This is a genomic window from Dactylosporangium siamense (assembly GCF_016862795.1).
Lineage (GTDB): Bacteria > Actinomycetota > Actinomycetes > Mycobacteriales > Micromonosporaceae > Dactylosporangium > Dactylosporangium siamense.
In genome coordinates this window covers 1-24,948 of sequence record NZ_BONQ01000187.1, presented here as the reverse complement: position 1 = coordinate 24,948, position 24,948 = coordinate 1, and the positions used below count along the sequence as shown (strand labels likewise).

General features: G+C 72.1%; 23 protein-coding genes. 4 read left to right on the top strand and 19 right to left on the bottom strand.

Annotated elements, in window-relative coordinates:
- The first annotated feature begins 22 nt into the window (after positions 1-22).
- Positions 23-1,108 (top strand): S-(hydroxymethyl)mycothiol dehydrogenase, encoded by a 1,086-nt coding sequence (locus tag Dsi01nite_RS53965; RefSeq protein WP_203854320.1) that lies wholly within the window; start codon positions 23-25, stop codon positions 1,106-1,108.
- A gap of 128 nt (positions 1,109-1,236) precedes the next feature.
- Complete coding sequence (locus tag Dsi01nite_RS53960; protein ID WP_203854319.1) at positions 1,237-1,812, top strand: PadR family transcriptional regulator; 576 nt, start codon at positions 1,237-1,239, stop codon at positions 1,810-1,812.
- Between the two features lie 6 nt (positions 1,813-1,818).
- Here the strand turns inward: Dsi01nite_RS53960 and Dsi01nite_RS53955 are convergent, their stop codons facing one another.
- The 18 genes from Dsi01nite_RS53955 to Dsi01nite_RS53870 form a co-directional block, all read right to left on the bottom strand.
- Positions 1,819-4,752 carry an AfsR/SARP family transcriptional regulator gene (locus Dsi01nite_RS53955; RefSeq protein WP_203854318.1) on the bottom strand — a complete coding sequence of 978 codons (2,934 nt, stop codon included), beginning with the start codon at positions 4,750-4,752 and terminating at the stop codon, positions 1,819-1,821.
- Between the two features lie 91 nt (positions 4,753-4,843).
- A complete protein-coding gene (locus Dsi01nite_RS53950; RefSeq protein WP_203854317.1) occupies positions 4,844-7,780 on the bottom strand; it encodes an AfsR/SARP family transcriptional regulator in 2,937 nt (978 codons plus the stop codon).
- 55 nt (positions 7,781-7,835) lie between these two features.
- Entirely contained in the window at positions 7,836-8,723 is an 888-nt protein-coding gene (locus Dsi01nite_RS53945) for a DMT family transporter (RefSeq protein ID WP_203854316.1), read from the bottom strand.
- Positions 8,724-8,733: 10 nt separating this feature from the next.
- On the bottom strand, positions 8,734-9,564 hold the full coding sequence (locus Dsi01nite_RS53940) for an AraC family transcriptional regulator (protein ID WP_203854315.1): 831 nt from the start codon (positions 9,562-9,564) through the stop codon (positions 8,734-8,736).
- The gene (locus Dsi01nite_RS53935; protein WP_203854314.1) at positions 9,561-10,304 is read right to left on the bottom strand and encodes an energy-coupling factor ABC transporter ATP-binding protein; all 744 of its coding nucleotides are present in this window, start codon (positions 10,302-10,304) and stop codon (positions 9,561-9,563) included. The genes Dsi01nite_RS53940 and Dsi01nite_RS53935 overlap by 4 nt, the downstream gene beginning before the upstream one ends.
- Entirely contained in the window at positions 10,301-11,065 is a 765-nt protein-coding gene (gene cbiQ / locus Dsi01nite_RS53930; protein WP_203854313.1) for a cobalt ECF transporter T component CbiQ, read from the bottom strand. Before cbiQ ends, Dsi01nite_RS53935 begins: the two co-directional genes overlap by 4 nt.
- Before the next feature lies 1 nt (position 11,066).
- On the bottom strand, positions 11,067-11,423 hold the full coding sequence (locus Dsi01nite_RS53925; RefSeq protein WP_203854312.1) for a PDGLE domain-containing protein: 357 nt from the start codon (positions 11,421-11,423) through the stop codon (positions 11,067-11,069).
- Complete coding sequence (locus Dsi01nite_RS53920) at positions 11,420-12,121, bottom strand: energy-coupling factor ABC transporter permease (protein WP_203854311.1); 702 nt, start codon at positions 12,119-12,121, stop codon at positions 11,420-11,422. Before Dsi01nite_RS53920 ends, Dsi01nite_RS53925 begins: the two co-directional genes overlap by 4 nt.
- 64 nt (positions 12,122-12,185) lie before the next feature.
- Entirely contained in the window at positions 12,186-13,655 is a 1,470-nt protein-coding gene (locus Dsi01nite_RS53915) for a GGDEF domain-containing protein (RefSeq protein WP_203854310.1), read from the bottom strand.
- A gap of 49 nt (positions 13,656-13,704) precedes the next feature.
- Entirely contained in the window at positions 13,705-14,433 is a 729-nt protein-coding gene (locus Dsi01nite_RS53910; RefSeq protein ID WP_203854309.1) for an ABC transporter ATP-binding protein, read from the bottom strand.
- On the bottom strand, positions 14,430-15,161 hold the full coding sequence (locus Dsi01nite_RS53905) for an ABC transporter ATP-binding protein (RefSeq protein ID WP_203854308.1): 732 nt from the start codon (positions 15,159-15,161) through the stop codon (positions 14,430-14,432). The genes Dsi01nite_RS53910 and Dsi01nite_RS53905 overlap by 4 nt, the downstream gene beginning before the upstream one ends.
- Entirely contained in the window at positions 15,154-16,110 is a 957-nt protein-coding gene (locus Dsi01nite_RS53900; RefSeq protein ID WP_203854307.1) for a branched-chain amino acid ABC transporter permease, read from the bottom strand. The genes Dsi01nite_RS53905 and Dsi01nite_RS53900 overlap by 8 nt, the downstream gene beginning before the upstream one ends.
- Positions 16,107-16,982: a branched-chain amino acid ABC transporter permease gene (locus Dsi01nite_RS53895; protein WP_239137174.1), complete on the bottom strand. Its 876-nt coding sequence runs from the start codon at positions 16,980-16,982 to the stop codon at positions 16,107-16,109. Before Dsi01nite_RS53895 ends, Dsi01nite_RS53900 begins: the two co-directional genes overlap by 4 nt.
- Positions 16,983-16,987: 5 nt before the next feature.
- Positions 16,988-18,172 (bottom strand): ABC transporter substrate-binding protein, encoded by a 1,185-nt coding sequence (locus Dsi01nite_RS53890; protein ID WP_203854306.1) that lies wholly within the window; start codon positions 18,170-18,172, stop codon positions 16,988-16,990.
- Between the two features lie 67 nt (positions 18,173-18,239).
- On the bottom strand, positions 18,240-18,815 hold the full coding sequence (locus Dsi01nite_RS53885) for a GTP-binding protein (RefSeq protein WP_203854305.1): 576 nt from the start codon (positions 18,813-18,815) through the stop codon (positions 18,240-18,242).
- Positions 18,812-19,207 (bottom strand): roadblock/LC7 domain-containing protein, encoded by a 396-nt coding sequence (locus Dsi01nite_RS53880; RefSeq protein ID WP_203854304.1) that lies wholly within the window; start codon positions 19,205-19,207, stop codon positions 18,812-18,814. Before Dsi01nite_RS53880 ends, Dsi01nite_RS53885 begins: the two co-directional genes overlap by 4 nt.
- Before the next feature lie 32 nt (positions 19,208-19,239).
- On the bottom strand, positions 19,240-22,047 hold the full coding sequence (locus Dsi01nite_RS53875; RefSeq protein WP_203854303.1) for a sensor histidine kinase: 2,808 nt from the start codon (positions 22,045-22,047) through the stop codon (positions 19,240-19,242).
- Between the two features lie 325 nt (positions 22,048-22,372).
- The gene (locus tag Dsi01nite_RS53870; RefSeq protein WP_203854302.1) at positions 22,373-23,029 is read right to left on the bottom strand and encodes an aldolase/citrate lyase family protein; all 657 of its coding nucleotides are present in this window, start codon (positions 23,027-23,029) and stop codon (positions 22,373-22,375) included.
- Between the two features lie 121 nt (positions 23,030-23,150).
- On the opposite strand from Dsi01nite_RS53870, the gene Dsi01nite_RS53865 reads away from it, so the two are divergent.
- Together Dsi01nite_RS53865 and Dsi01nite_RS53860 are read left to right on the top strand one after the other, a co-directional pair.
- The gene (locus tag Dsi01nite_RS53865; RefSeq protein ID WP_203854301.1) at positions 23,151-23,591 is read left to right on the top strand and encodes a hemerythrin domain-containing protein; all 441 of its coding nucleotides are present in this window, start codon (positions 23,151-23,153) and stop codon (positions 23,589-23,591) included.
- Between the two features lie 42 nt (positions 23,592-23,633).
- Entirely contained in the window at positions 23,634-24,512 is an 879-nt protein-coding gene (locus tag Dsi01nite_RS53860; protein ID WP_203854300.1) for a helix-turn-helix domain-containing protein, read from the top strand.
- Between the two features lie 111 nt (positions 24,513-24,623).
- Here Dsi01nite_RS53860 and Dsi01nite_RS53855 read toward each other — a convergent pair.
- Positions 24,624-24,948 (bottom strand): hypothetical protein (locus Dsi01nite_RS53855; RefSeq protein ID WP_203854299.1); only part of this gene is annotated, 325 nt, incomplete at its 5' end.

The following is a 24,948-nucleotide window of genomic DNA, read 5'->3' as shown; positions in this document are numbered from 1 at the left end:
TCCGTCTGGTAGGACGGAGGGTATGCCTATCGAAACGCAAGGCGTGGTCGCGCTGGGCAAGGGCCAGCCTGTCAGCCTCGAAACCGTCATCGTCCCCGACCCCGGCCCCGGCGAGGCGGTGGTGGAGGTCCAGGCGTGCGGGGTCTGCCACACCGACCTGCACTATCGCGAGGGCGGCATCGGCGAGGACTTCCCGTATCTGCTCGGCCACGAGGCGGCGGGGATCGTCTCGGCCGTCGGGCCGGGCGTCACCGACGTCGCGCCGGGCGACTTCGTCGTGCTCAACTGGCGGGCCGTCTGCGGGCAGTGCCGGGCCTGCCAGCGCGGGCGTCCCTGGTACTGCTTCAACACGCACAACGCCAAGCAGAAGATGACCCTGGCCGACGGCACCCCGCTGTCGCCGGCGCTGGGCATCGGCGCGTTCCTCAAGTACACCCTGGTCGCCGCCGGGCAGTGCACGAAGGTCGACCCGAGGGCGTCGGCGAGCGTCGCCGGGCTGCTCGGCTGCGGGGTCATGGCGGGTATCGGCGCCGCGCTGAACACCGGCAACGTGGGCCGCGGCGACACGGTCGCGGTGTTCGGCTGCGGCGGGGTCGGCGACGCGGCGATCGTCGGGTCGGTCCTCGCCGGCGCGAGCAAGGTCATCGCGGTCGACGTCGACGTGCGCAAGCTCGCCTGGGCGCAGGAGTTCGGGGCGACGCACGTCGTCAACTCGCGCGAGACCGACCCGGTGGAGGCGGTGCGGGCGCTGACCGGGGGCTTCGGCGCCGACGTCGTCATCGAGGCCGTCGGGCTGCCGCAGGTGTACGAGCAGGCCTTCTACGCCCGTGACCTGGCCGGGACGGTCGTCCTGGTCGGTGTGCCGCGCCCCGACATGCAGCTGACCCTGCCGTTCCTGGAGGTGTTCGGCCGGGGCGGTGCGCTCAAGTCCAGCTGGTACGGCGACTGCCTGCCCTCCCGGGACTTCCCGCTGCTCATCGACCTGTACCTGCAGGGCCGGCTGCCACTGGACCGTTTCGTCAGCGCCACCGGCACCCTGTCCGACGTGGAGGCGGCCTTCCACGAGATGGAGGCGGGATCGGTGTTGCGCACGGTTATCGTCCTGTAACGGATATAACGGGATGTATCGGTCAACGACTTGTCGCCGATAGTCTCCCGATATATCGTCGAACTGTCGGCGACAGTCGCCGACAGTTCGACGACAGGAGAACGATCATGCGATCACGACACGGAGCAATGCTCTTCGACGCAGGTGCCTGGCACCGTGGCTTCGGCGGGTTCATCCCGCCCTTCCCGCCCGGTGGGCGCGGGCCGTGGGGACCCGGGCACGGCCGCGGCGCGGGCCGGGGCGGCGGCTGGGGCGGTAAGGGCACGGGCCGGGGCGGACGCCCCAACGTGCGACTCGCCGTCCTCGCGCTGCTGCACGAGCGCCCCATGCACGGCTACGAGATGATCCAGGAGCTCGAGTCCCGCACCGGCGGCATCTGGCGACCGAGCCCCGGCTCGATCTACCCGACGCTGCAGCTGCTGGAGGACGAGGGTCTCATCACCGCCGAGGAGACGGGCGGCCGCAAGCGCTTCGTCCTCACCGACACCGGCCGCCCCGAGGCGGAGGCCGCCGCGCAGAACGCCCCCTGGCAGGAGTACGGCGACGAGAACGTCTCCCAGGCCCAGGAGTTCCGCGACGCCGCCGTCGGCATCATGGACGCCCTGCGCCAGGTCGGCTTCAACGGCACCGCGGAGCAGCGGACCCAGGCCCTCGAGGTGCTGACCGAGACGCGCCGCAAGCTGTACGCCATCCTCGCCGACTGATGCCCGTCAGGGCACGGTCATCACGTGGGTCAGGCCCGCCGCGTTCGCGGCGGCCTGCTCACCCAGCCCGCACTCCAGGAACAGGGCGTGTGCCTCAGCCCGCTGACCGGTGCCGTCCCGCCCCGCGCGGAACAGCGCATCGGCGATGCCGGCCTGGGCCCGCGCCTGCTCGAACCGCTGCCCCGTCCGCGCGGTGAGCAGCAACGCCCGCTCGTGCTCGGTGATCGCCTCGCCGGTGCGGTCGAGCAGGGTCAGCGTGGCACCCAGGTCGTTGTGGATCGTCGCCTCGAAGAACCGGTCCGGCAGATCCCGGACCTCCTCGATCGCCTCAAGCTGGCAGCGCAACGCCGCGTCGAGGTCGCCGAGGACGGCGTGCGCCCGTCCGATCGAGCTGAGCGTCTCCGCGGTGCCGGCGACGCTGCCGTAGTCGGCGTAGACGCGGTGCGCCCGCCGCAGCAGCAGCAACGCCAGGCGCGGGTGGCCATGGGCGAGGTGCGCCCGGCCGAACTCGGCGGTGGTGTTCGCCAGCTGCATCGACCGCCCGAGCCGGTGCGTGCCGATCGCCGACTCCCGCAGCGCCAAGCGGGCCTCGACCGGCTCGCCCAGCAGGGTCTGCGTCGATCCCAGCTCGGCGAGGGCGGCCAGCCGGACCGCGTGCTCGCCGGTCTCCTCGCTCAGGGCGATGGCCGTGCGCGCGTGCTCGATGCCCTCCCTGAGCCGCCCGACCGCCCGGCAGACGACGCCGAGGTTGATCTCGATGGGCGCCAGCTCCGCCCGCAGCCCGGCCGCGGCGTACCGGGCGGCGGCCTCGCGCAGGTGCTCGATACTCTCCGCCGGGCGGCACAGGCGCAGCATCGTGCCCGCGTGCCACCTGCACGCCATCCCGATCAGCTCGTCGTCGCCGAGCGCCACCGCGGACGTGATCGCCTGCCGGCCGAGCCGCTCGGCGATCTCGGCCCGGCCCTCGTTGTTGGCGAACCGCCACAGGACCCGGTGCAACAGCACGGGGTGCCGGTGCGCGCCGATGCGGTGCGCCTCGTCGGCGAGCGCCACGAGCGCCGGCCAGGCCGCACGCATCCAGACCAGTCCCTCCCGGTCACCGGCAAACGACCGGGTAAAGGCGTCGGACGGGAACCTCGGCAAGGTCTCGGGCCGCATCTCCAGGTGAACGCTGACCATGGCGGCGGTGTGCAGGTAGTAGTCGAGCAGCCGGGCCATCGCCGCCGGGCGTTCCGCAACGGTGACCAGGGTCCCGGCGAACTCCCGCAGCAGATCGTGCAACCGATAGTGCCCTGGTTGGTCTTCCTGCAGGAGGTGTACCTCCACCAGGCGGTCGAGCAGTTCACGCGCCTGCGGCGCAGCGGTCTCAACCAGCGCGGCCGCCGGCCACACCTCGAACTCACCGGCCGGATGCAACCCCAGCAACCGGAAACACCGCTGTTCCAGCGCGCTCAGCTGCCGATACGACACATCGAACGCCGCCGCGACACTGTGCCCCTCCGCCGACACCGCGATCGGCGGCGGGTCCGCGGCCCGCAACCGCTCCGCCATCGCCGACACGCTCCACCGCGGCCGATGCTGCAACCGGTGGGCGATCAACCGCACCGCGAGGGGCAGCCGCCCACACAGCTCCACCACCTCGGCCGCCGCCTCCGGCTCCGCGTCGACCCGCTCACCGATCGCGTCGCGCAACACCGACACCGCATCGCCGACCGGCAACGGCTCCAGACTCAGCAGGAACGCACCGTCGACCGGGCCGATCCTGGTCCGGCTCGTCACCAGCACCACAGACACCGCATCCACCGGCGGCAACAACGGCCGCACCTGCTCCGCCCCAGCCACGTTGTCCAGCACGATGACGGTGCTGCGCTGCGTCAGGGACTCCCGCCACAGCACCTGCCGGCCCGGCAGGTCATCAGGGATCCGCTGCGGCGCCTCACCGAGCTGCGCCAGCAGCAGGCCGAGCGCGTCGACCGGGGCCACCGGCGCGCCCTCGCTGTGCCCCTGCAGATCCACGAACAGCCGCGCGCCGAGGTGGTCGCCGTCGAGCGCTTCCGCGGCCGACACCGCGAACGCCGACTTGCCGACCCCGGCCATGCCGTCCACGACAACGACCCGATGTCCGCCGCGGACCGCCCGCAGCAGCCGGTCCGTCTCCTCGTCGCGCCCGCGCAGCCGGGCCACCCGCGGCAGCGCACTGGCCCGGCGTGCCACGGGGGCCTGCGCCGTGCCGCGCAGCACCTCCAGATGCAGCTCCCGCAACTGCGGGCCCGGATCGACACCGAGCTCCTCACGCAACGCAACGACCGTGCGCTGGAAGAGCTGCAACGCCTCCGCCTGCCGACCCTCCCGATGCAACGCCGCCATCAACGCCCCGACCAACCGCTCCCGCAGAGGATCCCCGGCAACCAGCGGCGCGACGACCTCCACCACCTCACGGTGCCGACCAACCCGCACCAACGTATCGGCCCACTCCTCAGTCGCCGCCCAACGCAACTCAACAAGCGAGTCACGCCACCGACCGATGACCGAGCCGGGCAACCCGGCAAACGGAACGCCCCGCCACTCATCCAGCGCCTCACGGTAGGACGCGGCGGCGGCCTCCCCGTCCGCCGCCCTGGCCTTCGCCAGGGCCGTCCTGAACCGGGCCAGGTCAAGACCCCCAGCCGGAACGACCATCCGGTAACCGGCCGGATCCGTCTGCAACGAGCCAGCCGGACCGAGCAGCTTGCGCAGGCGATACACCACGGTCTGAATCTGGTTGCGGGCAGTCACCGGCGGATCCTCGTCCCACACGAGCTCCACCAGGTCAGCCACGGTGACGACCCGCCCGGCATGGAACAGCAGGCCGGCCACGATCAGCTGCTGCCTGGGCCCACCAAGGTCGACGGACACTCCACCGACCCGCACCTCCACCGGCCCGAGCACACCGCACTGCACGTCAGGGGACGGTAGTCGATCGGCCGCAGAGCGTACACCGCCATCCCATTCCAGCTCAGACGACGGGCGCGGTCGATGCCTGACCGGACTCTCAGGGCACGCTCACCACGCGGGTCAGGCCCGCCGCGCGCGCGGCGGCCTGCTCACTCAGCCCGCACTCCAGGAACACGGCGTGTGCCTCAGCGCGCTGGCCGGTGTCGTCCCGCCCCGTGCGGCGCAGCGCGTCGGCGATGCCGGTGTGCGCCCGCGCCTGTTCGAACCGCTGCCCGGTCCGCGCCGTGAGCAGCAACGCCCGCTCGTATTCGGTGATCGCCTCGCCGGTGCGGTCGAGCAGGGTCAGCGTGGCACCCAGGTCGTTGTGGATCGTCGCCTCGAAGAACCGGTCCGGCAGATCCCGGACCTCCTCGATCGCCTCAAGCTGGCAGCGCAACGCCGCGTCGAGGTCGCCGAGGACGGCGTGCGCCCGTCCCATTGAACTGAGCATCTCCGCCGAACCGGCGACGCTGCCGTAGTCGGCGTAGGCACGGTGCGCCCGCCGCAGCAGCAGGAACGCCACGCGCGGGTGGCCCTGGGCAAGGTGCGCCCGGCCGAACTCGGCGGTGCTGCTCGCCAGCTGCATCGTCGCGCCGAGCCGGCGCATACCGATCACCGACTCCCGCAGCGCCAAGCGGGCCTCGGCCAGCTCGCCCAGCAGCATGTGCGTCGAACCCAGCTCGGCGAGGGCGGTCAACCGGGTCGTGTGGTCGCCGGTCTCCTCGCTCAGGGCGATGGCCGTGCGCGCGTGCTCGATGCCCTCCCTGAGCCGCCCGGCCGCCCGGCAGACGACGCCGAGGTTGACCTCGATGGCCGCCAGCCCCGCCCGCAGCCCGGCCGCGGCGTACCGGGCGGCGGCCTCGCGCAGGTGCTCGATGCTCTCCGCGGGCCGGCACAGCCGCAGCATCGTGCCCGCGTGCCATCTGCACGCCATCGCGATCAGCTCGTCGTCGCCGAGCGCGCGGGCGGAGGCGATCGCCTGCTGCCCGAGCCGCTCGGCGATCTCGGACCGGGCTTCGTTGTTGGCGAACCGCCACAGGACCCGGTGCAGCAGCACGGGGTGCCGGTGCGCGCCGATGCGGTGCGCCTCGTCGGCGAGCGCCACGAGCGCCGGCCAGGCCGCACGCATCCAGGCCAGTCCGTCCCGGTCACCGGCGAACGGCCGGGTGAAGGCGTCGGACGGGAACCTCGGCGCGGTCTCGGGCCGCATCTCCAGATAGACGTTGACCATAGCCGCGGAATGCAGGTAGTAGTCAAGCAGCCGTTCCATCGCCGCCGGCCGTTCCGCTGCGGTGACCAGGGTCCCGGCGAACTCCCGCAGCAAATCATGGAGACGGTAGCGCCCGGGTTGATCCTCCTGCAGCAGGTGTACCTCCACCAGACGGTCGAGCAGGTCCCGCACCACCGGCACCGGCACCTCAGCCAAAGCAGCGGCCGGCCACACCTCGAACTCACCCGCCGGATGCAACCCCAGCAACCGGAAACACCGCTGTTCCAGCGCGCTCAACTGCCGATACGACACGTCGAACGCCGCCGCCACGCTGTGCCCCTCCGCGGACACCGCGATCGGCGGCGGATCCGCGGCCCGCAACCGCTCCGCCATCGCCGACACACTCCACCGCGGCCGATGCTGCAACCGATGCGCGATCAACCGCACCGCGAGAGGCAGCCGCCCACACAACTCCACCACCTCGGCCGCCGCGTCCGGCTCCGCGTCGACCCGGTCACCGATCGCGTCGCGGAGCACCGACACCGCATCGCCGACCGGCAACGGCTCCAGACTCAACGGGAACGCCCCATCGACCGGACCGATCCGCGTCCGGCTCGTCACCAGCACCACACACACCGCATCCACCGGCGGCAACAACGGCCGCACCTGCTCCGCACCCGCCACGTTGTCCAACACCACCACGACCGCCCGATGACCAGTCAGGGCCCGCCGCCACAGGACCTGCCGACCGGCAAGGTCATCAGGGACACGCTGCGGCACCTCACAAAGCTGCGCCAGCAACAGCCCCAACGCATCGACCGGCGCCACCGGCGCGCCCTCACTATGCCCCTGCAGATCCACGAACAGCTGCGCGCCCGGGTACTCCTCCCGCAACGCCTCCGCGACAGACACCGCGAACGCCGACTTACCGACCCCCGCCATCCCGTCCACGACAACGACCCGATGCCCACCACGGACCGCCCGCAGCAGCCGACCCGTCTCCTGCTCCCGGCCACGCAACTGCGTCACCGCCCGGGGCAACACGTTCACCCGACCGGCGGGGGCCTGCGCCACACCACGCAGCACCTCCAGATGCAGCTCCCGCAACTGCGGGCCCGGATCGACGCCGAGCTCCTCACGCAGCGCCACAACCGTGCGCTGGAAGAGCTGCAACGCCTCCGCCTGCCGGCCCTCCCGATGCAACGCCGCCATCAACGCCCCGACCAACCGCTCCCGCAACGGATCCCCGGCAACCAGCGGCGCGACAACCTCCACCACCTCACGGTGCCGACCAACCCGCACCAACGTATCGGCCCACTCCTCAGTCGCCGCCCAACGCAGCTCCACGAGGGCGTCCCGCCACCGGCCGACCACCGAACCGGGCAACCCCGCGAACGGGACGCCCCGCCACTCATCCAGGGCCTCACGGTAGAACGCGGCGGCCGCCTCCCCGTCCGCCGCCCTGGCCTGCGCAAGGGCCGTCCGGAAGCGGCTCAGGTCGAGACCACCGGCCGGGATGACCATCCGGTAACCGGCCGGATCGGTCTGCAACGAGCCGGCCGGGCCGAGCAGCTTGCGGAGGCGATACACCACGGTCTGGATCTGGTTGCGGGCAGTCGCCGGCGGGTCCTCGTCCCAGACAAGCTCCACCAGGTCAGCCACGGTCACGACCTGCCCGGCATGGAACAACAGACCCGCCACGATCAGCTGCTGCCTGGGCCCACCGAGATCGACGGGCACGCCACCGACCCGCACCTCGACCGGCCCGAGCACACCGCACTGCACGTCAGGGGACGGTAGTCGATCAGCCGCGGAGCGTACACCGACATCCCATTCCGACTCAGACCGGTGCGGGCTCGGCGTCCGGGGTGGCCTCCTTCCCCGCCGACCGGCGGCGGGTGGCCAGGAACGAGCCGGCCAGGATCAGCGCGAACGCGCCCACCGTCAGCGGGGTGATCTCCTCACCGAGGACCAGGGCGCCCAGGACGACCGCGACCGCCGGGTTGACGAACGTGATCACGGTGGCGCGCACCCCGCCGACCTCGGCGATGAGGGCGAAGAACAGCACGAACGCCAGCGCGGTGCAGATGACGGCGAGGCCGAGGGCGGCCAGGGCCGGGCCGAGCGTGACGGTGCGCGCGAGGGACGGCAGGTTCGGCACCGCGACCGGGGCGAACAGCAGCGCGCCGGCGACCAGGGACGCGGCCGAGACGCCGTAGCGGGGCACGTCGGCGAGCCAGCGTTCGATGATCAGCGGGCCGGTGGCGTAGCACAGCACCACGCCGAGGAGCTCGAGGATCGGGATGGCGCCACCGGTACCCCCGTGGAAACCGACGAGCAGTCCAACCCCTGCCAGTCCGGTGAGGAGTCCCGTGACCCGGGTCGCGGAGAGCCGTTCGCGGGCGATCAGGGCGGCGACGAGCGGGACGCCGGCGATGATGAGGCCGGTCAGCGAGCTGTCGACCTCCTGCTCCGCGTGGGACAGCAGCAGCCAGGGCACGCCGATCTCGACGACGGTGTAGGCGAGCAGCGGCAGCCACGGGCGCAGCGACGCGCGGAGCTCCTTGCGGTACAGGGCGATCGGCAGCAACAGGAGCGCGCCGATCGCGGTGCGGACGAAGACCAGCTCGGCCGGGCCGATGTCCCGGACCGCGACCTTGATCAGCAGGTACGGGACGCCCCACACGACGGACATGGCGAGGAAGAGGATCCATCCGCGACGACTCATGCCGACAGCGTCACGCCGCGGGGCGCACCGGGTCTTGAACGGAGTTGCGGAATGCGGCCGGGGTGACGCCGGTCACGCGCTTGAACCAGCGGGTGAGGTGGGCCTGGTCGGCGAAGCCGACGCCGCTGGCGACCTGGGCCGGGGTCAGTCCGGCGGCGAGCAGGTGCCGGGCCCGGCAGACCCGCTCCAGGACCAGCCAGGTGTGCGGGGGGAAGCCGGTCGCGTCGCGGAAGACCCGCAGCAGGTGGAACGGGGACAGCTCGACCCCGGCGGCGAGCTCGCGGAGGCTCGGCGCGCACCGCAGGTCGGCCGTGAGCCGGTCCCGGATCTCGGCGATCTTCCGTGCCGCGGCCGCGTCCCGCGGTGACAGGACCGGCCCGGCGGGGCGCCCGTCTCCGTGGCGGCGGGCCACCGCGGTCATCGCCCACGCCAGCTTCGAGTGCGCGGCGAACGGGTCGGCGCCGGCGGTCAGCTCCTCGTGCGCCGAGCGGATCAGGTGCACGCTGCGCGGGTCGTGGACCACCGGGTCGGCGAAGTGTGCCCTCGGCCCGTCCTCGAAGAGCAGGTCGGCGGGCGGGTAGAAGACCCGGTACGCCCAGCCGTTCGGGTCGGCGGCCTGCCCGTCGTGCGGCTCGTCGGGCTCCAGGATCGCGAGGCTGCCGACGCCGGCGCGGTGCAGCTCGCCCCGGTAGTGGAACTGCTCCTCGCCGCAGAGGACCACGCCGATCGCGAAGGTGGAGTGGCTGTGCCGGGTGAACGCGTGCCGCTGGTAGTCGGCGGTGAGCAGGTCCACCTGGAACCGCCCGTCATCCACGCGGGTCCAGCGCGCGGACTCGGTCATGCCGTCACGGTATACCCGAACGGCAGCTCCAGCCTGTGCCGTTCGAGCAGGTCAGCGTCGGCCAGGAGCTCGCGGGTGGGGCCGTCGGCGACGATCCGGCCCTCGTCGAGGATGACGGCCCGCGGGCACAGCTCCAGCGCGTAGGGCAGGTCGTGGGTCACCATCAGCAGCGTGACCGGCAGCGACCGCAGGATCCCGGCGAGCTCCCGCCGGGAGGCGGGGTCCAGGTTGGAGGACGGTTCGTCCAGCACCAGGATCTCGGGCCGCATGGCGAGCACGGTGGCGACGGCGACGCGGCGGCGCTGACCGAAGGACAGGTGGTGCGGGGCCCGGTCCCGGACGGCACCCATCCCGACCGCGGCGAGGGCCTCGTCGACCCGCTCGGCCAGCTCGGCCCCGCGCAGGCCCAGGTTCGCCGGGCCGAACGCGACGTCCTCCGCGACGGTCGGCATGAACAGCTGGTCGTCGGGGTCCTGGAAGACGATCCCGACGCGGCGGCGGACCTCCTTCAACCCGGTCCGGTCGCGGGGGTCGACGGCGAGACCGCCGACCTCGACACCGCCGCCGGTGGCCGTGTTGATGCCGTTGAGGTGCAGCACGAACGTGGTCTTGCCGGCGCCGTTGGGCCCGAGCAGGGCGACCCGCTCCCCCTGCGGCACGGTGAGGTCGACGCCGCGCAGCGCCACGTGCCCGTCCGGGTAGGCGAAGTGCAGGCCGGTCACCCGCAGGGATGGCGTCACCCGAGTAACGCTACCGTCGCGATCGCGCCGGCCACGACGGGCACCGGCGCGGCGGCGGCCCACTGCCGGGCGGTCGCGCCGGCACCGGCCAGCGACAGGGGGATCCGTCCCTCGTAGCCCCGCGAGACCATCGCCAGGTAGACGCGTTCGCCGCGTTCGAAGGCGCGCAGGAACAGGGCGCCGATGCCGCTGGCGAAGCCCTTGATCTGCCACAGGAAGCGGGGGTCGTAGCCGCGTGAGCGCTGCGCGATCCGCATCCGGCGGCCCTCGGCGGCCAGCACGTCGAGGTATCGCAGCATGAACGTGGCGATCTGTGTGATCATCGTCGGGCAGCGCAGCCGGTCCAGGCCGAGCAGCAGGTCACGGGGGGTGGTCGTGCCGGCGAGCAGCAGCGAGGACAGCACGCCGAGGGTGCCCTTGGCGACGATGTTCCACGCGCCGTAGAGCCCGTCGACCGACAGGCTCAGCCCGAGCCAGTGCACCCGCTCGCCGTGGCCGAGGAAGGGCAGCGCGAACGCGAACAGGATGAACGGCAGCTCGATCAGGGACCGCAGCGCGAGCCAGCCCAGCCCGATGCGGGCGGTGAACGCCACCGCGACGATGACCACGAGGTAGCCGCCGAACGCCCACAACGCCTCGCGCGGCGTCGCGACGACCGCGACGGTGAACAGGACGCTGGCGGTGATCTTCACCTCGGGCGCGAGCGCGTGCACCGGCGAGTCGCGGTGCACGAACAGCGCGTGGCTGTGGCCGGCGCCCATGTCAGGCGTTCTGCTTCGTGCGGTCCCTGGTGCCGGCGCGCAGCAGCCAGAAGACGCCGCCGCCGATCGCGAACGTGGCGACCACCCCGATCACCCCGGACAGGCCGGTGGACAGGACGTCGTTGCCGACGCCGCGCAGCCCGTATCCGGCCAGGGGGCTGTCCTTGGTCTGGTTCTCGGCCTCGCTCTGCGCCATGCAGGTGCCGCCGGTGATGTTGTCGTCGGCGTCGAAGGTGCAGCCCTCGCGGGCGACCGAGTCGAGGCCGTCGGGATGACTGGAGGCGAAGTTGCTGACCACGCCGGCGAGCAGCAGCGCGGCGATCAGCCCGCTGAGGATGAACCAGGTCGACTTCTTCATACCGTCACCGCCTCGCTGACGACCGGACGCTTGAGGTTGCGCACCGCGTAGACGAGGTCGGGCCGGACCTTCGCCACGTAGGTGACGGTGAGCGCGGTGATGACGCCCTCGCCGAGGCCGATCAGCAGGTGCGTGCCGGCCATCGCGGCGGCGATCGCGCCGAGGGAGCGGCCGACGTCGACGGCGCCGCCCAGGTAGTACTGCAGGACGAAGCCCTGCGAGGCGACGGTCACCGACACGACGGAGGCGATGACGGCGGCCACCGTCAGCGTCCAGGCGCGCCGGGGCAGGACCCGCAGCAGGGTCGCGACGAGCAGGTAGCCGGCGGCGGTGCCGAGCAGCGCCATGTTGGTGACGTTCAGCCCGAGTGCGGTGACGCCGCCGTCGCTGAAGATCAGCGCCTGGACGACGAGGACGATCGACACGCAGATCGCGCCCAGGTAGGGCCCAACGAGGATGGCGGCGAGGGTGCCGCCCAGCAGGTGGCCGCTGACCCCGGGCAGGACCTGGAAGTTGAGCATCTGCACGGCGAAGATGAACGCCGCGACCAGGCCGGCCATCGGCACGAGCCGGTCGTCGAGCTCGCGGCGCCCCTGGACGAAGCACAGGCCGAGCCCCGCCAGGGCGATGGCGGCGAACAGCAACGCGACCTGGTTGTCGATGATCCCGTTGGAGATGTGCATGGCTACCGCAGGCATGCCATGGAGCCTATTGCCGATCGGGCGTTGTTGCCAAGAGCTTGCAACAACGCCGAAACGAAGTTCACGCGAGAATCTTGGTGTCCCTGGTCGTCCGGATCGGGTCGGCCAGGTGAACACGGTTCCGGCCGTTGTGTTTGGCGTGGTAGAGCGCCTCGTCGGCGCGCCCGACGACCTCGTCCGCCGCCTCGACCCCGTCCCACCGGACCAGGCCGGCGGAGAACGTCTGCCCCTGCGGGGTGACCGCGCGCAGCCGGTCCAGGACGTGCATCGCCTCCGGCGGGGACGCGCCGACCAGGATCACCCCGAACTCCTCGCCGCCGTAGCGGGCCAGGACGTCGCCCGGGCGCAGCAGCGACCGCCACGCGGCCGAGGCCTCCTTGAGCAGCCGGTCGCCGGCCTGATGGCCGTGGGTGTCGTTGAACCGCTTGAAGTGGTCGAGGTCCAGCAGCGCCACGCAGACCTCCGCGCCGCTACGGCGCGCCTTCGTGGTCTCCCGGTGCAGCTCCAGGTCCCAGGACCGGCGGTTGGGCACGCCGGTCAGGCCGTCGTTGTGCGCGAGGGCGTCGAGCTGGGCGGCCTGGTCGCGCACCTGCGCCACCAGACCGGACATCCTGGCCACGACCAGCAGGAACAGCACGACCGAGCCGGCGCTGATGGCCTTCCAGTCGACGTGGGCCGGGTCGGTGAGCCCGTCGTAGACGAGCATCGCCGGGGCCAGCAGCGACGTGGTGGCGAGCACGCCGATGCGCTGTTTGTGGAAGCGTTCCGCGCGGTCCGGCGCGACCTCCGACAGCGACCGCATCGACGGGTGCAGCGCGGCGGCGCCGAACATGACGTAGGAGGCCATCCAGCCGGCGTCCATGGCGCCGCCCTCGTAGACGGCGATGGTGTTGACGACGCTGTAGAGCACGTCGGTGCCGAGCGTGAAGGCGAACCCGCCGATCAGGAACCGGTAGCTCGCGCTGCGGCCGCCGGGGCTGGCCAGCAGGCGCAGCAGCATCGAGATGAGCAGCAGGTCCCCGGCCGGCGCGCCGAGCGACACCAGCCTGGCCAGCACGCTGATCGAGTGGTCCTCGGCGATCGGGCGCATCATGAACGTCCAGGTCAGCAGCGCCAGGCCGGTGGAGATGATGAGCGCGTCCTGCAGCCCGGCGCGGTCCCGGCCGGAGACCCGCCCCTTGATCAGGATGAACACGCCCGTCGCGAGGACGGGGATCGCGGCGAGGTAGAAGGCGTCGGCGTAGGACGGGAACGCCTCCTCGCCGCGGACGTAGTACAGGTAGGCGAAGACGAAGTCGCCGGTCGACCACATGCCGAGCCCGGCCGCGACGCAGTACCAGACCGACGGCCGGACGGGGTGGTTGCGCCGGATCCCGGCGACGACCATGAGCGTGCACGACGCCGACAGGGCCGGGTAGAGAAAGCCGCGCTGGATCCCCCCGAGCGGGAACATGTAGTACACGGCGATCATGAGCGCCCCGCACCCGATCCAGATCTGCCACGGTGCGGGGCGTCCCCTGAGTCCTGCCATACCCGCCTGTTCGGCAGGGTGGCGGGTGCACGTGAGGCGTTTACGGTTGTTACTGGGGTTGACCCTGCGGCAGCACGGCAGCAGTGGCTCCGTCGTCCGCAGTAGCGCCGTCGTCCGCGGTGGCGCTCAGGACGTCGTTGGCGCTCAGGACGCCGTTGGCCAGGTGGACGAGCCGGTCGGTGACCGCGCGGGCGTGTTCGGGCTGCTGTTCGACCAGCAGCACGGTCAGCCCGGTGCGGGTCAGCTCCGCCACGACCCCCCGGACCCTGGCCGCCAGGTCGACGGCGAGCCCTTCGCACGGCTCGTCGAGCAGCAGCAGCCGCGGCTGGGTCAGCAGCGCCCGGGCGATCGCGAGCATCTGGGCCTCGCCGCCGGAGAGCTGGTTGCCCTTGTGGGTGAGCCGCTCCCCGAGCCGCGGCAGCAGCTCCAGGATCCGCGGCACGGTCCAGTCGCCCTTGCGCCGCGACAGCGCGAGGTGCTCGGCGACGGTCAGGCTGGCGAACACCCGGCGGCCCTGCGGCACCAGCGCGACACCGGCCCTGGCGATCCGGTGCGCCGGCCGCCCGGCCAGCTCAGTGGCCAGCTCCGCGTCGCCCAGCCGGATGCTGCCCGAACGGGCCTTCACCAGGCCGGCGATGGTGTGCACCAGGGTGGTCTTGCCGGCGCCGTTCATGCCGAGCACCGCCAGGGCCGCACCCTCGGGCACGACCAGGTCGACGCCGTGCAGGACGGTGCCGCCGCCGTAGCCGGCGTGCACGCCGTCGATGGTGAGCGTCATGGCGCGACCCCCGCGTAGGCTGCCGCGACCTCGGGCGAGGAGCGGGTCTCCGGGACGGTGCCGGTGTGCACGTGGCGCCCCGAGTGCAGGACGGTGATCCGGTCGGCGAAGCCGTAGACCAGGTCGAGGTGGTGCTCGACCAGCAGGATCGCGACGGTGAGCGGCAGCGACGCCAGCAGCGACGCGAGGACCTCGACCTCCGGCGGGGCGAGGCCCGCGGCGGGCTCGTCGAGCAGCAGCAGGCGCGGCTCCCCGGCCAGGGCCATCGCCAGCTCCAGCTGGCGGCGCTGGCCGTGCGACAGCGCACCCGCCAGGGTCTGCTCCACCCCGGTCAGCCCGACCCCGGCCAGCAGCTCCCGGGCGTGCTCACGGGGCTTGGCGCGGCGACCGGCGCGGAACCGTCCCCACGGCAGGCGGGCGGCGACGAGCACGTTGTCCAGGGCGGGCAGGCTCGCCCAGACCGCCGGGTGCTGGTGGGTGCGGCCGATGCCGAGCCGCGCCCGGCGGGCCGGGGCGAGCCGGGTGACGTCGCGGCCGTCGAAGCGGATCCGGCCCGCCGTCGGCCGCAACGACCCGGCGATGAGGTTGAGCAGCGTGGACTTGCCGGCGCCGTTGGGGCCGATCAGCCCGAGCCGGTCGCCGGGCGCCACCCGCAGGTCGACCCCGTCCAGCGCGGCGAGGTCACCGTACCGCCGGCCGAGTCCGTCGACGGCAAGCAGGTCACTCATGTGCCGTCCGCTTTCCTAGCAGGCCACGGGGCAGGAGGTAGACGCAGAGGATGAACAGACCGCCGAGCACCAGCGGCGCGTGCCCGGCCATGGACCCGCCGAACCAGTCGCGACTCGCGATCCAGTCGCGGGTCGCGACGACGAGGCCGGCGCCGAGCAGCGCGCCGACGAGCGAGGTGGCGCCGCCGATCACGACCGCGAGCAGGACGAGCGCGGAGATGTCGAAGCCGCCGGCGCCGGGCGAGACGTATCGCTCGACGGTGACCAGCAGCGAGCCGGCCGCCCCGGCGAGGCCACCGGCGGCCACGTAGGCGACGGTGAGGTATCCGGCGACGGGATGCCCGCTGGCCCGCATCCGGGCCTCGCCGTCCCGCGCGGCGCGCAGCAGCGCGCCGGCCGGTGAGCGCAGCACCAGCAGCATGACGCCGACCAGCACCGCGACGACGGTGAGGACGTAGAGGTAGGTGGCCCGGTCGGTGTCCAGCGTGACCAGACCCGGCAGCGGCGCCGGCGCGGCGAAGGCGAGCAGACCGTCGGTGCCGTGGGTCACCGACTTCCACCGCCCCGCGACGGTCATGGTCAGCTCGCCGAGCGCGAGGGTGATCATGAGCACCACGACGCCGCGGGCGTAGACCACGAGCGGCGCGGTGACCAGGGAGAACAGCGCCCCCGCCGCGGCCGCCGCGAGCAGCTGCACGACGCCGATCGAGACGTCGTGACGGACCAGGGTCGCGGCGGTGTAGGCCCCGACGAGATACGGCGCGGTCTGCCCGAGCGTCGGCAGGCCCGCGACGCCGGTGAGCAGCGCGACGCTGGCGGCGAGCAGCCCGAGGACGAGGATGCTGGTGAGGGTCTTCGTGGCGTAGTCGTCCAGTACCCACGCCATCGGCAGGAGCACCACGATCAGCGCCGGGAAACCCAGCGGCGTCAGCCGTCTCAGGATGCTCATGCCGCGCTCCGGCGGGACGTCAGCAGGCCACGGGCCCGGGCGGACAGCACGACGGCCATCGCGCCGAACAGCAGGAACGGGGCGAAGTCCTGGGTCACCTCGGAGGTGACCCCGATGGTCTGGATCTCGCCGACCGCGATCGCGGCGACGAACGCGCCGCCGATCGAGCCGAGCCCGCCCAGCACCACCACGACCAGCGACAGCATGAGCACGAGGTCCGCGGTGCGCGGCCCGGGCCCGATGATCGGGGCGCCGAGCGCGCCGGCGAGCCCGGCGAGCGCGCCGCCGGCCGCGAGGACCCCGGTGCGCACCATGAACGGGTTGACGCCCAGCGTGGCGACCATGTCGCGGTCGTCGACGGTGGCCCGCACGAGGCTGCCGACCCGGGTCCGGGCGACGACGACGTACAGCACGACCGCGATCAGCGCCGCGACGCCGATGAAGGCCAGGCGGTAGCCGGGGTAGGAGTGGCCGGCGATGTCGACCGGCCGGTCCAGGAGCGCCGGGACCTTGACCGGCAGCTCGTCGGGGCCGAACAGCCCGACGAGCAGGTCGCCGACGACGAGCGCCACGCCGAACGTCAGCAGCGCCTGGGCCAGGTGACCCCGCCCGGCGAGCGGCACCAGCAGCGCCGACAGCACCGCGCCGCCCGCCGCCGCGGCCGCGGTGCCGACCAGCACCGCGAGCGCGAGCGAGAGCCACGTGCCGTCGCTGACCTTCGCCGCCGCGTAGGCGCCGAAGGCGAACAGCGTGCCGTGGGCGAGGTTGAGCACGTCACCGACGCCGAAGGCGAGGGTGAGCCCGGCGGCGACGACGAACAGCAGCAGGCCGTAGCCCACGCCGTCGACCGCCGGGATCAGGTACGCGTCCAACTCGGTCAGGCACCGACCGTCGCGAGGTCCTGCACCATGACGTTGGCGAGGGCCCGGCCGTCGTTGCGGACCTGCCGCAGGTACCACTTCTGGATCGGCGAGTGGGTCTTCGGACCGAACTGCCAGTTGCCGCGCGGCGAGGGGATCTGGCCGAGCTTGCCGACGGCCGCGTTGATCGACTCGGGGGTCGGGTTCTCGCCGGCCGCCGCGATCGCGCGGTCCAGGACCGCGGCCGCGTCGTAGGACGCCATCGCGTACGTGGTCGGCGTCGCGTCCGGGTGCTTCTGCTTCCAGGCGGCGACGAACTTGCGGTTCTCCTCGTTGTCGAGGTCGGGCGAGTAGTTGCAGACGTTCAGGATGTTCTTCGCGGCGTCACCCTGGGCCTGCAGCACCGAGCCCTCGGTGAGGAAGCCCGCGGAGTACAGCGGGATGTCCTTGGCGTCGGACTGGGCGTACTGCTTCACGAAGTCGATCGCGGCCTTGCCGGCGTAGAACGTGTACACGGCCTTGGCGTTGCTCGCCTTGATCTGCGAGAAGAACGGCAGGAAGTTCGTCGTCGTCGGGAACGGCGTGAACGTTGCCTTGCCGTTGACGAGCGTGCCGCCGAGCTTCAGGAACTCGGTGGTGAAGCCGCCGACCTGGTCGTAACCGCCCTGGTAGTCCGGGCCGATCGCGTAGACCGGGCCGTTGACCTTGTCCTTGATGTACTGCGCGATGGACTGGCCCGTGTCGGTGGACATGAAGCTGGTCGTCCACACGCCGCTGAGGTCCTTGAGCTCCGGCCGGCCGTTGGAGCCGATCAGCGGGATCTTCGCCTCGGCGAGCAGCGGCGCGACGGCCGCGACCGAGCCACCGCCGACGATGCCGGTCAGCGCGACGACCTTGTCGTCCTTGATGAGCTTCGTCGCCGCGGGCACCGCGGTCGGGGCGCCGTCGCCCTCATCGGCGATCTTCAGGTCGATCGGGTGGCCGCCGAGCTTGTTGTCGTGCGTCGCCAGGTACAGCTCGAAGCCGCTCTTCAGATCGGTGCCGACCGCCTGGTAGGTGCCGGTGAGCGAGCCGAGGAAGCCGATCTTCAGGGTGGACGCGGCGGCGCCGCTGGTGCTCTTCGGGTCGGAATCGGCGCAGCCGGCGGCTGCGAACAGCAGCCCGGCGGCAAGTGCCGCACTGACCAGCGATCGTCGTTGCATGGTTCTCCCCTATGTGTCTGTACGTTCGCGGTTGGTGAAACGGTTCAATGGGGGTTTCGCGCAGGGTTCAGCGACGCCCGCCGGTGCGCTGTGCGAGCGCGTGTTCGGTCACGGCGACCAGGATCTCCTTGGCGGACGCGCGCGACCGGACATCGGCGTTGATCATCGGGACTCCCCGGCTGACCGCCAGGGCCTCGCGGACGTCCTCGAGGTGATACTTGGCCGCGCCTTCGAAGTGGTTGACCGCGATGACGTACGGCAGCCGCCGGTTGTCGAAGAAGTCGATCGCGCCGAAGCAGTCCGCCAGCCGGCGCGTGTCGGCGATGACCACGGCGCCGATCGCGCCACGGCACAGCTCGTCCCACATGAACCAGAACCGCTTCTGCCCGGGCGTGCCGAACAGGTAGAGCACGAGGTCCTGGTACAGCGTGATCCGGCCGAAGTCCATGGCGACGGTGGTGCTGCCCTTGTCCGGCACGAGGGTGGCGTCGTCGTGCCCGAGGCTGGCCGCGGTCATCACGGCCTCGGTCGTCACCGGCGGGATCTCCGAGATGGCCCCGACGAGGGTGGTCTTGCCGGCCCCGAACCCGCCGGCAATGATGATCTTGACGGCGGTGGGCCGTCCGCGTCCCGGTGCCGTCATGCCGGCGCCCCACGCACGGTCGGGGACAGCGCGTCACCGATCCGGTTGGCCAGCTCGGTCATCTCGTAGGACACCTTGCCCACGTCGGCGTGCGGTGAGGCGAGCACCAGCAGCGACGCGCCGTCGCTGAACGCCATGCAGAACATGAAGCCGCCGTCGAGCTGGGTCACGTTGGAGACCACGTTGCCGGCCTCGAAGAACCGCGCCGCGCCGGCGAGCAGCGCGACCAGGCCGCTGCCGGTGGCGGCCAGCTGGTCGGCACGGTCGCGCGGCAGTGCCCGGGTATGGGCCAGGACCAGCCCGTCGGTGGAGATCGCCAGCGCATGGCTGACATCCGGGGTGCGGCTCGCAAAGTTGTCCAGCAGCCAACCGAGATTACTCGGGTCGGTCACAGAAATGGTCCTCTCTTGCTGTTCTTGGTACTTCAGGAGCCGCCGGCCGGCCGTCGGCCGGCCACACCGCGGGCGTAGGCGGACATCGCCGCGGCGACCTTGCTGGGGTCGCGGCGCGGCGTGGTGGAACGGTCCACCTGCGACGGCACGGCGGCGCCCGGGACCAGATGCCGCTGCGGTGCGCGGACGGGCAGGCCCGACGCGGTCATCGAGCTGACATCGGGCGTGGCCGCCTGCTGAGCGGCGCGCCAGCCTTCATCGGCGCTGGACTCCCAGTTGGGGGGCTCCTCCGCGACGGGGACGGCGGCGACGGTGTACGCACTCGGGACGGCGACCTCGACCGGCACCTCGGTGGTCTTGAACCAGCCGTTGACCGACTGGAAGATCGGCAGCTCGATCGAGTCGTCGGCGTCGGCGAGGATCGACGGCACGTCCGGCTCCGGCAGGGGCGGCCAGGCGCCCGGCCCCGGTGGCATCGGCGTGGCGGTGCGGTAGTCGCGGGGCGGCGCGTAGTCCTGCACGGCCGCGAAGCTCTGCGTCTGCGCCTGACCGTGCGAGTAGTCCTGCGAATAGTCCTGGGTGTACTCGGCCGTCGGGCTCGGCGACGCGACCCGGTACTCCTGGGTCGGCACGTCGAACAGGCTCGGCGGTGCGGTGCGCGGCGCGGGCGTGAACAGCTCCGCGGCGACCGGGCGGGCCGGCGCACCCCCGTTGCCGCCGTTGCCATTGCCGTTGCCGGCAGTCGTGCTGTAGCCGGCGGGCGGGCCCGCGACGATGGACGGCGCGAGTTGCGGCTGGCGCTCCGCGGCCATGATCGGCCGGAACACGTCCTTGGGGATGACGACCTCGGCGAGGGTACCGCCGTGCTGGCCGGGCCGCAGCTGCACCTGGATCTGGTACCGGGCCGCGATGTGCCCGACCACGGTCAGACCCATGGCCCGCACGGCGGCGATGTCGATCGCGGGCGGCTGGGCGAGCAGCTGGTTGAGCTGCTCGCGCCGCGACGGCGCCAGACCCACGCCCTCGTCGACGATCTGCAGGATGATCCGGTCACCGAGGGCCCGGCCGGTGACCCACACCTCGGACTCCGGCGGCGAGTAACCGGTCGCGTTGTCCAGCAGCTCGGCGAGCAGGTGCACGATCTCGTCGACCGCCTCGGCCACGACCGCGACGTCGTCGTCGACGCTGCCGAAGCGGACCCGGGTGTAGTGCTCGATCTGCGAGATCGCGGCCTGCAGGACCTTGCCCATCGGGGCGTCCTCGCGGCGGACGCGGGCGGCGCCGGAGCCGCCCAGCACGAGCAGGCTCAGGTTGATCCGGGCCATCCGGGTCGCGAGGTGGTCCAGCTGGTACAGCTCCTGCAGCCGGTCCGGGTCCGTCTCGTCGCGCTCGACCCGGTCGACCTGGGCCAGCACGGCGTCGACCAGTCGCTGCTCGCGGCGGGACAGGTGGACGAAGATCTCCGCGACGTTGGAGCGCATGACGGCCTGCTCACCGGCGATGCGGACCGCCTCGCGGTGGACCGCCCGGAACGCCTGGGCCACGTCGGCGACCTCGTCCGCGCCGCCGACGACGAGCTTCGCCGAGGCCCGGTCCGCGACCTCGTCCGGGTCGACCGTGCCGGGCGCGGCGGCCCGCAGCTCCGCGACGACCGCGGGCAGCTGGTCGTAGGCGACCTCGCGGGCCGCGTCGTGCAGGGCGCGCAGGCGCCGGGTGATCCGCCGGGCCACGACACCGGTCAGCACGATGGCGATGAGCAGCACGAGGGCGACGCCGGCGATCTGGACACCGGCCTGGGTCACCTGCTCGTCGCGCAGTTCGCCGACCTTGGCCACGACCGCGTCGTCGATCTTCTGCTGGACCCCGAACAGCAGGCCGGACCAGCCGGACATCGCGTTGATCCAGCCGCTGGTGTCGAGGTTGAACTTCTCGCCGGGCCGGGCGCGGTTGACCTGGTCCTGCAGCCGCTGGGCGGCGATGATCTGCTCACCCGTGCTGGCCTGCTCGAACCAGCTGCGCCACTCGACCGGGGCGAGGTCGTTGAACTGGACCGTGGCCTCGACGAAGCTGGTCCGCGTCGCGGTGATCTCCTGCTGGAGCGCGGGGGTCAGCTCGCCGGCGGCGTAGGCGCGCAGGACGGCCGCCTGCTGCTGGCCGAGGGCCTCCGCCGCCCGGGACAGCGCGGCCGCGGCACGGATCTGGTCGGCCAGCTCGGTCGGGGCGCCGGAACGGGCCACCGACTCCCGGTAGGACAGCAGGTCGGCGATGAGGATGCGGTAGCTGAACGCGATACCGGACACCGACGCGCGGGCGTCCTTGCGGACCTGGTCGCGCAGGTTGGGCAGGGCGTCGAGGTTGCTGTCGACGCGGCGGACGGCGTCGGGCACGTCGCTGATGCCGGAGCGGCGGTCGCGGTACGCGTCGACGTTGTCGTCGGTGCTCATCACCTGTGACGAGTAGGCCTCCAGCTGCGCCGGCGCCGGGTTGACCAGCACGTTGACGGCCGCGGCCCGCTCGCGCTGCAACGCGTGGGCCAGGGCGCCCGCGTCGGAGGCGAGCTCGGCGTACTCCTGCAGCTGCCGGCTGCGGTTCACGTCCTGCACGGTGGTCACCAGGGCGATGCCGGCGAACACGACGACGGCGACGAGCGGCAGTGCAACGATGAGCCGGAGCTGGTCGATGATGCGCCGGCCCGGCCGCTCACGCCGGCCGCCGGGGTCGCGCTGCTGCGCGGCACTGGCGGCGATGGCATGTCGCGTCGGGCGGCGATCGGGACTCAGCCGAGGGTCGCGCTCCTGCCTTGGGACGGGCAGCGACGACGAGCTCTGGCTTTGGGTCACGAAGAGTCCCCGCAGGCATCCGAGATTGACAATACGGGTCAGTCCTGACAAGCAGGCGCATGACGATGAGCACAATCACAGCTCGGCCGATCCGTGTCAATACCGACGTCCGCGATGCAGCGCCGAACGCCTCGTTTTTCCTCATCCGTTGGGTCGGTGTACACGAACCCATACGGACCCTAACGGCTGCCAAGGGCCCGGATTTCGCCGCTCAGGGGACGCCCGGCGCAACGCCGACGTTTCCGGGTTTTTACGGTACCGAAATACTTACACAACGCATTGTCGACAGCACAAAGGGTTAATGCTTGTCATTGACCACACAATTTCACGCCAATGCCGATGCGTTTGCAAATACCTTGTTCGCGATCCGCACCTGATCCTCGTCAAGGCAGGTCCGGCCACGGAAGCCGAGCCGTCGCAGCACCTCGGTGGACGGTTCACAATCCGTGCCGGCCGGGCACGACGCGGCAATCGGCGGCTCGAGCGAAGCGGCCGCGCCGCCGATCACGACCATCGACCGGGCCCACAGCAGCTCGTGCTCGTCCCGCCCCGGCTCGACCCGGAGCCGGCGGATCAGCGGGCCCTCGGCGAGCTGGAGCCGGGCGACCCTGGGGGCGCGGGCGATCTCGGCGGCCTGCAGCACCGCGGCGGCGGACTCCAGGCGCGGGATCACCGCGATCCGGCCGACCGGCAGGCCCACCGCCTCCTCCGCCTCGGCGAGGACGGTGGCGAGGGCGGCCAGCTCGTTGGCCGACTCCGCGGCGACGCAGATCCCGGTCAGGGCGGGCGAGACGACGGCACGCACGGCGCGCCGGCCCGGCTCGTCGTTGGTGATCCGCGCCCAGACCGCCGGCCGGCCCACGGTCTCGATCCACGACCGCACCCGGGCCGGGTCGCCGGCGCGTTCGAGGTCGACAACGAGCGCGTCCGCCTCGCTTTTTCCGACATTTCGGATATCGGGGATATACAGCCACGACCTCATGCCTCGATCATCGAACGGCCGGCGCGCACGCGCACGTCGTGCGGTGCGTTTTGACCGTTTGGCACCTCTTGTCGCCGGGTATGCGTGCACGCTGAACGTGACCGCGACGACAGGGGGAGTCATGGCATCCGACGCCGTCACGCTGATCATGAATGACCACCGGGTCATGGAGCAGCTCTTCGAGCGGCTGCGCGCCGGATCGGGCGACCGGCAGCTGCTGCTCGACGAGATCGCCGCAAGGCTCACCGCGCACAGCCACGCCGAGGAACTCCAGGTGTACCCGTCGCTATCCACCGACGAGGCACACCACGGCGCCGACGAGCACCACGAGGCCGAGCGGATGCTCCACGACCTGCAGCGGATGGGGCCCGACGACGAGGGGTTCGCCGACCGCCTGGACGACTTCATCGCCACCGTCGCCAACCACATCGAGGAGGAGGAGACCACCGTGCTCCCCGCCCTGCGCGACGCCGTCGACGACGCCAAACTCATCGAGATCGGTGCCGCGTTCGAGCGGGTCCGCCTCGAGGAACTGGCCGTCGCGGGCATCAGCGTTTCCTGAGGGTTCCCGCCCGGTCCGGGTTTGGGTACAGTCGGCCTGGTCATGGTGCTTCTCGGCCCTTCCCCGACCGCGGCCGTCGATGCGGCGCGGCTCAGCGACCTGCCGGCCCACCGGGCGCCGCAGCGGGCCCACGACCACGTCGTCATCCTCGCCAGCACCGGGCAGGGCACCCACACGCTCGACTTCGTGACCCACGCCTGCCGCCCCGGCACCCTGCTGTGGGGGCGGCCGGGCCAGGTCCACCAGTTCGGCGGCCAGGCGGGCTTCGACGCGACCGTCCTGGCCTTCCCGCCGTCGATCCTGCCGCCGCTGCCCGTCCAGCTCGTGGCGGACCCGTTCGCCCCGGCCTGCTGGCAACCCGCCGGCGAGGACGAGGAGGCGATCGTCGCGGAGATCGCCCAGATCGCGGTCGACCGGGCCCGCAGCGACGGCGGCCACCTGAGCCGCACCCTCCTCGCCCACCAGGTCGCGGTCCTGCTCATGCGGATCGTCGCCCTGGCACCTCCGCCCCGCTCCGGCCCCGCCGCGAACCTCATCGAACTGCTGCGGACCGAGATCGAACGCGACCTCACCCACCGCCGGGTGGAGGACTACGCCGAGACGCTGCGCTGCTCCGTCCGCACGCTCACCAGGGCCAGCCTCGCGGTGACCGGCCGCAGCGCGAAACAGCTCATCGACGAGCGGATCGCCCTGGAGGCCAAGCGCCTCCTCGCCACCAGCGACCTACCGGTCGCCGAGGTCGGCCGCCGGCTCGGCTTCGACGAGCCGACGAACTTCGGGCGCTTCTTCGGCCGCGAGACCGGCCAGGCGCCGGGCGCGTTCCGGGCCGCCCTGCTGCGCTCCCCCGCCGCCCCCCGCGTCCCCCACCAGCGCTCATCCCTGCCGGGCCGCCTGACCCCCCTGACCCCCCGCCCCGCCTGACCCAAGCACCCACATAGATAAGGAACGATCACACACATAGATAATGTGTGATCCCACCGAAGATCACCCATCCGGCGCCCCGAAACGCCGACCCAGCTGGCACCGCTTCGATCATGCGCTGCACCGATCAAAGGACCGCACCACCCGCTCACGACCCAACCAACTTCGATCGAAGTACAGCGCGCCGGCCCTGGCGTCGCCCTGGGCCGCCCTCCGCCATGATCGATGCCGCGCGCTGGCCGCCCACACGACCGCCGCGATCCTTCGATCACGTGGCGCACGCCGCCAGCGTTGCCGCAACTGCCACCGCCCACGAACCTTGGGCCAATGACCGGCGACCAAAATCGTGTGCTGACCGCCCGACCACCCAGCCAGCCATGAAGCGACTTCGATCACCGGGAAGATCCACCCCAGCCCGGTGGAAACAGCGACCACG

Excerpts from the sequence above, each read along its gene's own strand:
- Dsi01nite_RS53915 (WP_203854310.1), bottom strand. The coding sequence starts at position 13,655 with ATGGCAGGACTCAGGGGACGCCCCGCACCGTGGCAGATCTGGATCGGG.
- Dsi01nite_RS53870 (WP_203854302.1), bottom strand. The coding sequence starts at position 23,029 with ATGAGGTCGTGGCTGTATATCCCCGATATCCGAAATGTCGGAAAAAGC.
- Dsi01nite_RS53890 (WP_203854306.1), bottom strand. The coding sequence starts at position 18,172 with ATGCAACGACGATCGCTGGTCAGTGCGGCACTTGCCGCCGGGCTGCTG.
- Dsi01nite_RS53885 (WP_203854305.1), bottom strand. The coding sequence starts at position 18,815 with ATGACGGCACCGGGACGCGGACGGCCCACCGCCGTCAAGATCATCATT.
- Dsi01nite_RS53865 (WP_203854301.1), top strand. The coding sequence starts at position 23,151 with ATGGCATCCGACGCCGTCACGCTGATCATGAATGACCACCGGGTCATG.
- Dsi01nite_RS53965 (WP_203854320.1), top strand. The coding sequence starts at position 23 with ATGCCTATCGAAACGCAAGGCGTGGTCGCGCTGGGCAAGGGCCAGCCT.
- Dsi01nite_RS53920 (WP_203854311.1), bottom strand. The coding sequence starts at position 12,121 with ATGCCTGCGGTAGCCATGCACATCTCCAACGGGATCATCGACAACCAG.
- Dsi01nite_RS53900 (WP_203854307.1), bottom strand. The coding sequence starts at position 16,110 with ATGAGCATCCTGAGACGGCTGACGCCGCTGGGTTTCCCGGCGCTGATC.
- Dsi01nite_RS53925 (WP_203854312.1), bottom strand. The coding sequence starts at position 11,423 with ATGAAGAAGTCGACCTGGTTCATCCTCAGCGGGCTGATCGCCGCGCTG.
- cbiQ (WP_203854313.1), bottom strand. The coding sequence starts at position 11,065 with ATGGGCGCCGGCCACAGCCACGCGCTGTTCGTGCACCGCGACTCGCCG.
- Dsi01nite_RS53860 (WP_203854300.1), top strand. The coding sequence starts at position 23,634 with ATGGTGCTTCTCGGCCCTTCCCCGACCGCGGCCGTCGATGCGGCGCGG.
- Dsi01nite_RS53940 (WP_203854315.1), bottom strand. The coding sequence starts at position 9,564 with ATGACCGAGTCCGCGCGCTGGACCCGCGTGGATGACGGGCGGTTCCAG.
- Dsi01nite_RS53960 (WP_203854319.1), top strand. The coding sequence starts at position 1,237 with ATGCTCTTCGACGCAGGTGCCTGGCACCGTGGCTTCGGCGGGTTCATC.
- Dsi01nite_RS53905 (WP_203854308.1), bottom strand. The coding sequence starts at position 15,161 with ATGAGTGACCTGCTTGCCGTCGACGGACTCGGCCGGCGGTACGGTGAC.
- Dsi01nite_RS53945 (WP_203854316.1), bottom strand. The coding sequence starts at position 8,723 with ATGAGTCGTCGCGGATGGATCCTCTTCCTCGCCATGTCCGTCGTGTGG.
- Dsi01nite_RS53910 (WP_203854309.1), bottom strand. The coding sequence starts at position 14,433 with ATGACGCTCACCATCGACGGCGTGCACGCCGGCTACGGCGGCGGCACC.